This window comes from Nonomuraea sp. NPDC049750, from assembly GCF_040659625.1.
Classification (GTDB): domain Bacteria; phylum Actinomycetota; class Actinomycetes; order Streptosporangiales; family Streptosporangiaceae; genus Nonomuraea.
The window spans coordinates 396,671-405,473 of sequence record NZ_JBFANB010000001.1; the positions used below are offsets into that span (position 1 = coordinate 396,671).

8 protein-coding genes are annotated in these 8,803 nt (G+C 68.7%); 2 read left to right on the forward strand and 6 right to left on the reverse strand.

Features of this window, described 5'->3' with window-relative positions; genetic code table 11:
- The first annotated feature begins 17 nt into the window (after window positions 1-17).
- A complete protein-coding gene (locus AB0J16_RS01880; protein ID WP_357938848.1) occupies window positions 18-539 on the forward strand; it encodes a gamma carbonic anhydrase family protein in 522 nt (173 codons plus the stop codon).
- On the opposite strand, the gene AB0J16_RS01885 is transcribed toward AB0J16_RS01880, so the two are convergent.
- On the reverse strand, window positions 511-1,413 hold the full coding sequence (locus AB0J16_RS01885) for a hypothetical protein (protein ID WP_358533498.1): 903 nt from the start codon (window positions 1,411-1,413) through the stop codon (window positions 511-513). The genes AB0J16_RS01880 and AB0J16_RS01885 overlap by 29 nt on opposite strands.
- Window positions 1,414-1,475: 62 nt before the next feature.
- Between AB0J16_RS01885 and AB0J16_RS01890 the strand changes: the two genes are divergently transcribed.
- A complete protein-coding gene (locus AB0J16_RS01890; protein WP_358533502.1) occupies window positions 1,476-3,113 on the forward strand; it encodes a hypothetical protein in 1,638 nt (545 codons plus the stop codon).
- Window positions 3,114-3,597: 484 nt separating this feature from the next.
- Here AB0J16_RS01890 and AB0J16_RS01895 read toward each other — a convergent pair whose 3' ends face one another.
- The 5 genes from AB0J16_RS01895 to AB0J16_RS01915 all read right to left on the reverse strand — a co-directional run bounded on the left by AB0J16_RS01895 (window position 3,598) and on the right by AB0J16_RS01915 (window position 8,721).
- A complete protein-coding gene (locus AB0J16_RS01895) occupies window positions 3,598-3,879 on the reverse strand; it encodes a metal-sensitive transcriptional regulator (protein ID WP_080044376.1) in 282 nt (93 codons plus the stop codon).
- A gap of 29 nt (window positions 3,880-3,908) precedes the next feature.
- Window positions 3,909-4,979 carry a glycosyltransferase gene (locus tag AB0J16_RS01900; protein WP_358533504.1) on the reverse strand — a complete coding sequence of 357 codons (1,071 nt, stop codon included), beginning with the start codon at window positions 4,977-4,979 and terminating at the stop codon, window positions 3,909-3,911.
- Window positions 4,976-5,773, reverse strand: coding sequence for a hypothetical protein (locus AB0J16_RS01905; protein WP_358533507.1), 798 nt, complete (start codon window positions 5,771-5,773; stop codon window positions 4,976-4,978). The genes AB0J16_RS01900 and AB0J16_RS01905 overlap by 4 nt, the downstream gene beginning before the upstream one ends.
- A 148-nt stretch (window positions 5,774-5,921) precedes the next feature.
- The gene (locus AB0J16_RS01910) at window positions 5,922-8,021 is read right to left on the reverse strand and encodes a (Fe-S)-binding protein (protein WP_358533508.1); all 2,100 of its coding nucleotides are present in this window, start codon (window positions 8,019-8,021) and stop codon (window positions 5,922-5,924) included.
- Between the two features lie 115 nt (window positions 8,022-8,136).
- Window positions 8,137-8,721 (reverse strand): TetR family transcriptional regulator, encoded by a 585-nt coding sequence (locus AB0J16_RS01915; RefSeq protein WP_358533509.1) that lies wholly within the window; start codon window positions 8,719-8,721, stop codon window positions 8,137-8,139.
- Window positions 8,722-8,803: the final 82 nt, after the last annotated feature.

Below are 8,803 nucleotides of genomic sequence, written 5' to 3' on the forward strand. Positions count from 1 at the left end.
GAATTACGATGTGACGGGTGTACATCGCAGCATTGGACAACGGAGCAGTCCCGGACATTCATCCCGAGGCGTACATCGCGCCAGGCGCCGTCGTGGTGGGCAGGGTTCGGGTGGGCCGGGCGTCCAGCATCTGGTACGGCTCCGTTCTCCGGGGTGACGACGAGCGGATAGAGATCGGCGAGGAGTGCAACGTACAGGATCTGTGTTGCCTCCATTCTGACCCAGGCGAGCCGGCGGTCCTGGAGCACCGGGTCAGTCTCGGCCACAAAGCCATGGTGCACGGCGCCCATGTCGAGGCCGGTGCGCTGATCGGCATCGGCGCCATCGTGCTCGGCGGGGCCCGCGTCGGCGCGGGCACCCTGGTCGCGGCCGGCGCCCTGATCGGTCCGGGCAAGAAGATCCCGGCCGGGGTGCTGGTCGCCGGGGTGCCGGGGAAGATCGTGCGCGAGCTCACCGACGACGACCGGGCGAGCTTCGCCCGCACGCCGGACAACTACCAGGCCAAGGCGCTCAGGCACCGGACGGCGTCAGCACTTTGATCAGGACGTCGTCCGGCACCGAGGCGGTGTTGAGCGCGTCCGCGTAGTCGGGCAGCTCAGGCCGGAGGAACCGGACGAAATCAACGGTCATCTTGACATCGGGGATGCCCTTGACCTGCTGGGCGTTGCCCTTGGCGGCGTCCTTCTTGAGAGCGTTGTAGCTGTTCCAGTCGGTGTAGGCGGTCATGCCCCACTGCAGCACCTCGGGCAGCTCCGCCGGCCACCGCTGGCCGACCTTCCAGGCACCACCGTCCTCCTTGTACAGGGCCACCGCGGCGGTCCCGACCCTGGCCAGGACGAGCTCCACCCAGCCGGACTTGACCTTGACCTCCTTCGGCGCGGAACTTCCGTTCCTGGTGTACGTCATCTCCAGTTGGCCGCTCGTGTCGGCCGTGCCGGTGGTCAACGACAGCCAGTTCGCGCTCCCGGACGAATTGGGCACCCTGGCCATCAGGCCGCCGAGCGAGAACTTCCGCGTGGGCGTGGCGCCCTTCTTGCCCTCGACCTTGAGCCGCGCGTGCATGACGATGTTCCCGGCGAGCTCCTGGTAGACGAACGGGCCCCGGAAGCCGTCGAACCAGGCGGAAACCTTGGGCTCCAAGTACAGCGAGCCCTTGGTGGTCGTACTGATATCGAGTTTGGCGATCCGATCGAGGTCCTTTTCGGTGTCGCTCAGCTTGCTCCACACCGACAGATTCTTGGCGGTGTCGAACTCGTCCGACGCCGAGCCCACCTCTCCGCCGGGCTTGGGGGGTAAGGCCTCCTTCAGGGTCAGGACGCCGGGGCCGGTGGGGGACGGCTGCACCGAGGTGGCCGTACCGCACCCGGCGAGCACACCCACGACCGACAGAACCCCTACTAGCGTTGCCCTCATAGCGGACATTCTGCCGGGTAAAGCCCGTTGTTGATTCAGATCGGACCAGTACGATGGCCGCCGTGCGGTCCTGGAATGCGTTCACCGCCGTCGAGGCGACGGTCCGCGCGATGGTCGCCGACCCGCGCTGGCCGGGGCTCCCCGTGCCCGATCGCGCCCAGGTGATAGCGGCCAGAGCCCTCGTGACGCCCGAAGGGGACCGGTGGCTGTTCGGGGCGTACGCACGCTGGTACCTGCACGACCCCGCCGACGGCCGCTGGCACCTGTCGCCGCCGCCCAGAGACGCGCGTACGCGCGACGCCCGGCACCCCGCCGCGGTGCTGCCCGTCCGGGTGATCCCCCGAGGGCCGGACTTCGCCGCCGAGCCGGGCTCCACGCAGGCGTTCGTCGGCCCCGACGTGCCCGCCGGGCTCACCGATCAGATCCGGCGGCTGCTGCGGGCCGAGGAACGCCGGTCGGAGCGCGACTATCCGTTGAGCGCCTTCGACGCGATCTTCGCCAGAGACGTGCCGAGCACGGTCGCCGCGATCTGGGGAACGATCATGTGGTGCGCGTACGCGCCCGCCTTCGACGGCAACGAGCGGCTCATCACGGCCTTCGGCGAATACCTGCGGCGGCCGCTGCCCGGTGACGAGTGGGTGCGCTGGCTGCCCGCGCCACCACTGCTCGACCTCGTCACGCTCGTCTCCGAGCGGCTGCGCGCCGGGCACTCCCGCGCCGCGCTCCGGCTGGCCGCCACGATGGCCGACACGGCCCAGATCCTGCTGTCCGACCCCCGCTTCAGGCCGCGCGCGCTGGCGCTGCTCACGATGGTGGAGCCCACGCTCCGGCAGCCGCACCTCGACGACCGCGCGGCCCTGCGCGACGACCACGCGGTACGGCAGGCGTGGCTCGACCGGCTGCCGGAGCGGCTGGGCCGGGCGGCGCTGGTGGAGACCGACCCCGAGACGCACTTCCGCCACACGGTCTACGACCTGCTGGAGGCGCTGGACTTCACCACCGAGCCGTCCCGGGCGGCGGCGGCCTTCCTGGCGGACCTCTCCGACTCGCGGGGGCTGCTTCCCGGGTTCCTGGACCATCGGTTGCGGCGGGCGTACGAGGAGCTCGCCCGGGCGGGGCTGACGAGCACCTCGGCGGCGGAGACCACCCAGCCCGAGGGTTTCCCCACGCAGGCGCCGTTGCCCTATCCGTGGCGCGCCGGGCCGCCGGAGACGGGCGCCTACGCGGCTGTACCGAGGACGGGCGCGCACGCCGTACCCGAGACAGGGGCGCACGCCCTGCCAAGTATGGGCGCCCATGCCATGCCCGAGACGGGAGCCCACGCTCTCCCCAGAACGGGCGCACACGCCGTACCCGAGACGGGAGCCCACGCCCTGCCAGGAACGGGCGCGCACGCCATGCCCGAGACAGGGGCCCATGCGCTCCCTGGAACGGGCACACACGGCGCGCAGGGGGCGCAGGGCTTCGGTGTGCCGCGGGCGTCTGAGGCGGAGCGGCCCGTGCGGGAGGGGCCGCGGGCGTCAGGGTCCGGCGTCGAGCCGCCCGATCGGGCGGCCGCGGCGGCCGTGCTGGGGGCCGCGTACGCCGTCGGGCTGGCGTGGGGCCGGGTCACGGGGGCGCGGGTGCCGGAGCGCGGGTTCGCGGGAGCGGCGGCGCTCGTCCACCGCTTGATCCCCGAACGCGATGACTTGCCCTTCTAAACCACTAATACCGATATTTCACCCTAACCCCGCCTATATCGTTCTAAGACTTGAGGCAACGCTCCATTAGCTGAATTGTGATCTCGGATTGGGGAAATGATCCCCGTGGGGCCCAGGGGGCGTTGAAAGGAATGACTCCGATGGGCCATGTCGCCGGAAGGGCCCCCGCCGTAACCTCGTAGAGGGTGTGGGCTGCGGAAGGAAGGACGACGCGGTGGGGCACGACGACCTGGACTCTCGGGTCCACGACCGTGTCGCGTTGGACGAGATTGCGCTCTACGCCGAGGTGCTCACCGCCGTCGCTATCAGCGAGCGGCGGCTGACCTTGGACGAGCTCGACGACGCGCTCGGATTGCGGACTTCGGCGAGCCGCTGAAGACCATCACTAATGACCTAGTCCCGGATCCCGTGGGGTCCGGGACGGTCGTTTTTGGGGATGGTTCACCACGGCACAACATGACTAGTCAGTTGAGCCCGCCGTCTCCTACGAACGGACGAGACGCGCGATCGCCGCTGACGCCTCTTTGACTTTCGCCTCCGCCTCGGGCCCGCCGGTGTTGATGGCGTCGGCCACGCAGTGCGAGATGTGCTCCTCAAGCAGCCCGAGAGCCACCGCCTGCAACGCCCGCGTCGCCGCGGACACCTGGGTCAGCACATCGATGCAGTAGGCATCATCGTCGACCATGCGCTGCAGGCCCCTGATCTGCCCCTCGATGCGCCTGAGTCGCGTCAGATATGCCTGCTTGTCTCCGCTGTACCCATGCATGCTCCTAAGGTACCCGGAAGCGGAATCGCTCAGCGGAGGTCGCTGATCAGTTTCTCCCACTGTTCGCCCACTCCAGTCGCCTCGTGCCGGATGGCCGTCTCCAGCGCGCCCGCCGCGAGCGAGCGGCGCCGGCGCTCGTCGTCGATCAGCGCGAGCAGCGCGGCCGCGAACATCTCCAGACCGCCGTCGGCCGACGGCACCAGCACCCCGTTGTAGCCGGTGGCCACGAACTCGTTAGGCCCCCTGGCGCCGTCGAAGGCCACCACCGGCACCCCGCAGCCCATGGCCTCCAGCACGGTCATGCCGAGATCGGCGGTGCTCGAGGTGTTGGCCACGATCGACGCCTTGGCGAACTCGCCCGCCAGGTCCGGAGTCACGCCCATGAAGTAGACGTGGTTGTGCAGGTCGAGCTCGCGGACGAGAGCGCGCAGCCGCCGCTCCTCGGGGCCACCGCCGTACAGTCGCAGCTGCCAGTCCGGCCGCTTGTCGGCGATGGTGGCGAACGCCCGGATCAGCCTGTCGTACGCCTTGACGGGCTCCCAGCTGCCGCCCGCCGCGACGATGCGGTTGTCCATCCGCGAGCGCGGCCACGGGCCGTCGGGCAGGGCGTCCGGTACGGCGTGTACGGGCGTCCCCTCACCCAGCAGGCTGCCCCACTCCTCCTGCGCGCTCTCCGTGGCTGTGACGACCGCGTCGAGACGCGGATAGAAGCGTTTGACGGGTCCGGGTATCGCCGGGTTCGTCCACTCCCTGGCGAGCTTCAGCGTCTCCCGTGGCGCGTGCCTGGCCGCCTGGACGCTCAACCCCGGCCGGGTGGTGATGAGGACATCGGTCTTGAGGCCGCGCAGCACCCGCCAGAGCGCCACCTCGGTGCGTACCTGTCCCCTCGGCAGCAGGTGCCTGACGCCGGGCCGGACGTCGACCACGGGGCGCAGAGCCACCTTCGGGCTGACGGGGAAGAACGGCTTGTCCTTGTGCCGCCTGAGGCTGATCACCTCGACGTCATGCTGGCGGTCGGCAAGGGCGGTGGCGAGGTTGAGGGTGGAGCGCACCTCGCCGCGCATGGAGTACGCGGACGAGACGACGATGCTGACCTTCACCGGCCCACCTCGATCCGCAGCTCGTCCTCGGCGGTGTAGGCGGGTCGGACGGCCACCCCGTCCACCCTGGCGGACGGGTAGTGCAGCCGGCGACGCTTGCCGTCGATGTCGTCGAGCCGAGCGCCCAGAGCCATGGGCGTCGACACCCCTTCGACCTCCAGTGACGGCTCCCAGACGCCCGAGGACTCCGGATCGGCCTCGACGACGTCGACCAGGGAGAAGGCGGCGTGGAAGCGCACCCCCTGCACGGTGGCCACCGTGCGGATGGTCGTACCGGCGGGCTGCTCGCGCTGGAGCGCCAGCCTGGCCTCGTGGCGCGAGTCGTCGTCCTCCAGGCCGGTGTAGGCGAGCAGGCCCATCACCTCGAACCGGCCCTCCCTGAACCAGATCGAGCGCACCTCCGCCGCCGGCTCGGCGTCGGCGATCTTCAGCGCCAGGAACCCGTTACGGGTGCGATAGGAGCGATAGGCGAGAGTCCGCTTGCACAGGGCGTAGGCGTCGAGGTGGTCGAGCGAGAAGCCCGGGTCGATGCTGCGCAGCCGCGAACGTTTGCCGTCGCGGCGCAGGTAGGCGTCCCAGCGGCCGGGGCTGAGCATCAGCGGCGCCAGCGACACCGCCAGGCTGGCCTCCCGCGTCCTGGCCCCCGGTGTACCGAGCAACACGTCCCGCTCGACCCCCGTCGTACGGTGCCTGAGCACGAGCTCTGTGCCTTCCCTCAGCGGCTCCTCGATCGCGAGTCGCAGGGAGAGCACGTCGGCGAGCGTGACTTCCGCGTCTGTGACGACGACGCGCATCACGAGCCCCCTCCCCGTCGAATGAAGCCATGCGACGTTGAGGTTACCGTGATTTTCCCGTTATGTGGATGGCAGTTTTCCGCCACTTGGGCCCCCTGACGTGCGGAACTCCTCTACAAGCGCTGTAGAGGAGTCCGACATTCCCCCGTCAGGAGCCGCTTTTAACCGATTTGATCAGGAGCTGGGCCACGTCCACGACCTCGAGGGACTCCTTCGCCTCGCCGGTGTTCTTCTTCTCGTTGATGGCGTCGCCGAGCATCACCATGCAGAACGGGCAGGCGGTGGAGACGGTGTCAGGATTCGTGGTCAGCGCCTCGTCGACCCGCTCGGTGTTGATGCGCTTGCCGATGCGCTCTTCCATCCACATCCGGGCACCGCCGGCGCCGCAGCAGAAACCGCGGTCCTTGTGCCGGTGCATCTCCTGAGTCTGCACACCGGGCACCTTCGACATGATGTCGCGGGGCTGGGAGTAGACCTTGTTGTGACGGCCGAGGAAGCAGGGGTCGTGGTAGGTGATCTTCTCCTCGATCGGCGTGATCGGGGTGAGAAGGCCCTCGTCGACCAGCTTGGCCAGCAGTTGCGTGTGGTGTACGACCTCGTAGGTGCCGCCGAGCTGCGGATATTCGTTGGCCAGGGTGTTGAAGCAGTGGGGGCAGGTGGCGACGATCTTCTTGACGCCCGCCTCGTTGAGCGTCTCGATGTTCTGCTGGGCGAGCATGTTGAACAGGTATTCCATGCCCAGGCGGCGGGCCGGGTCGCCGGTGCACGCCTCCATCGGGCCGAGCACGGCGAACTTCACGCCCGCGATGTGCAGCAGCTCCGCGACCGCCTTCGTGGTCTTCTTGGCCCGGTCTTCCAGCGCGCCCGCGCAGCCGACCCAGAACAGGTATTCGGCGTCCTCGGGCATCTTGTCCTCGACCAGCTCGACCTCGAAGTCGAGCTCGGAGATCCAGTCGGCCCGCTTCATCTCGGACATGCCCCAGGGGTTGCCCTTGTTCTCCAGGTTCTTGACCATCACCCCCGCCTCCGACGGGAACGACGACTCCACCATCACCTGGTAGCGGCGCATGTCGAGAATGTGGTCGATGTGCTCGATGTCGACCGGGCACTGCTCGACGCAGGCGCCGCAGTTCGTACAGGACCACAAGACGTCCGGGTGAATCACGCCCTCCTCGCCGACCAGCGGCTTGTTCAGCAGCGCCAGTACGTCGGTGTCGGCGTGCTCGGTGGAGGCGGCCATCAGGTAGGGGGCCACCTTGAAGGCGTGGTCGCGCTGGTCGAGGATGAGCATCTTCGGCGACAGCGGCTTGTCGGTGTTCCACGCGGGGCACTGCGACTGGCAGCGGCCGCACTCGGTGCAGCTGTAGAAGTCGAGGAAGCCCTTCCAGGTGGTGTCGCCGATCTTGCCCCGGCCGAGCCGCTCCGGGTCCAGGTCCTCGTCCTCGAAGTCCACGGGCTTGCCGTCGACGCGCAGCTCGGGCGCGCCGCCCAGGCCGTCGGGGCGGCGGGAGAACAGCACGTTCAGCGGCGCCGTGAAGATGTGCAGGTGCTTGCTGTGCACCACGATGACCAGGAACACCAGCATGAAGCCGATGTGCAGCAGCAACGCGATCTCCTCCAGCAGCCCGCTGGCCGGCAGGATCTTGCCCAGGCCCAGCGACGCGAAGGCGCCCGAGGAGTAGGGGAAGTTGCCGTTGGCCGCCGCCGCGCCACGGGCCAGGAACAGCGTCCAGATGATGTTGAAGATCATGAACAGGACGAGCCAGGCGCCCCCGAGGTGGGAGCCGGAGAAGCGGGATTTGCGGCCGAGCGTCTTGGGTGAGTTCTTGATCCGGATGGCGGCGAAGGTGATCAGGCCGAGCAGGCAGGCCACCGCGATGAAGTCCTGCAGGAAGCCGAGCACCGCCCAGGTGCCGATGAGCGGGATGTGGAAGTCGGGCTCACCGGTGATCGCGCCCTGGATGATGGCGCCGTACGCCTCGATGTAGACGGTCAGCAGGATGAAGAACGCCCACATCACGAAGAAGTGCGCCACGCCGGACGGTGTCCACTTGAGCAGCTTCTTCTGCCCGAACACCTCCACCAGCTGAGCCTTCAGCTCATCGGCCGCGTGCGTCTTCGCGTACTCGATCCGTTCGGGCGCGGGCGGGCCCACTGTGGCGAGTTTGTACAGGAACAGGGTCCTGCGGCCCGCCACGGCGACCGCCAGGACGGTCATGACGAGCCCGATGATGGCCACCCAGAGCACGGGACCTCCCACTGACGATGTTGGCTGCCAGCGTACGGTTACGTCACCGGCCAGGCACTTCCGGAATCCTACCGACTGGTAACCTTATGACCGGTGGCGCGCCCAGAACAATGCTCTACCCCGTCAAGTAGCGCTGTATCGTCGGGGCCAGTAGTTCGACCAGTTCCTCGGGATCGGCGCTCGCCAGCGGCTCCAGCTTGAGCACGTAACGGCCCATGACGACGCCGAAGATCTGCCCGAAGGCGGCCTCGATCCGCAGGGGCGGCACCTCGAGCCGGTCGGCGACCCGGAAGAGCAGGGCGTTGGTGATGAACTCCCGGAACATCATCTCGGCCTGCTGGTTCGTCATGGCCGACCGGATCAGCGCGATCATCGGCTCACGCGTCTCAGGCTGAGCCGTCACCGTCAGGAGCAGCCGGACGAGCCGCTCCCCGATCTCCTCGCGCGGCCCGTCGAGCAGCACCGGCACGACCTGTTCGGGACTGACCGGCAGCCGCATCGCCGCCGCGAACATGCCTTCCTTGGTGTCGAAGTAGTGGTGCACCAGAGCGGGATCGACCTTGGCCTCCCTGGCGATGCCGCGCACGGTCGCCTTGTCGAACCCCTTCTCAGCGAAGACCCGCCGGGCCGCGGCGAGAATCTCCCCCCGCGTATCCGCCGCCCCCGGCCGCCTACCCGGTCGACGCTTCGCTGTGTTCATTGCCTCGCTCCGCTCGGCGGGCTCGGTCGCCTCACGCCGCCGTCTTCCCCCGTCGCTCTGGTCGCTTCGCTCCCGACGCTCC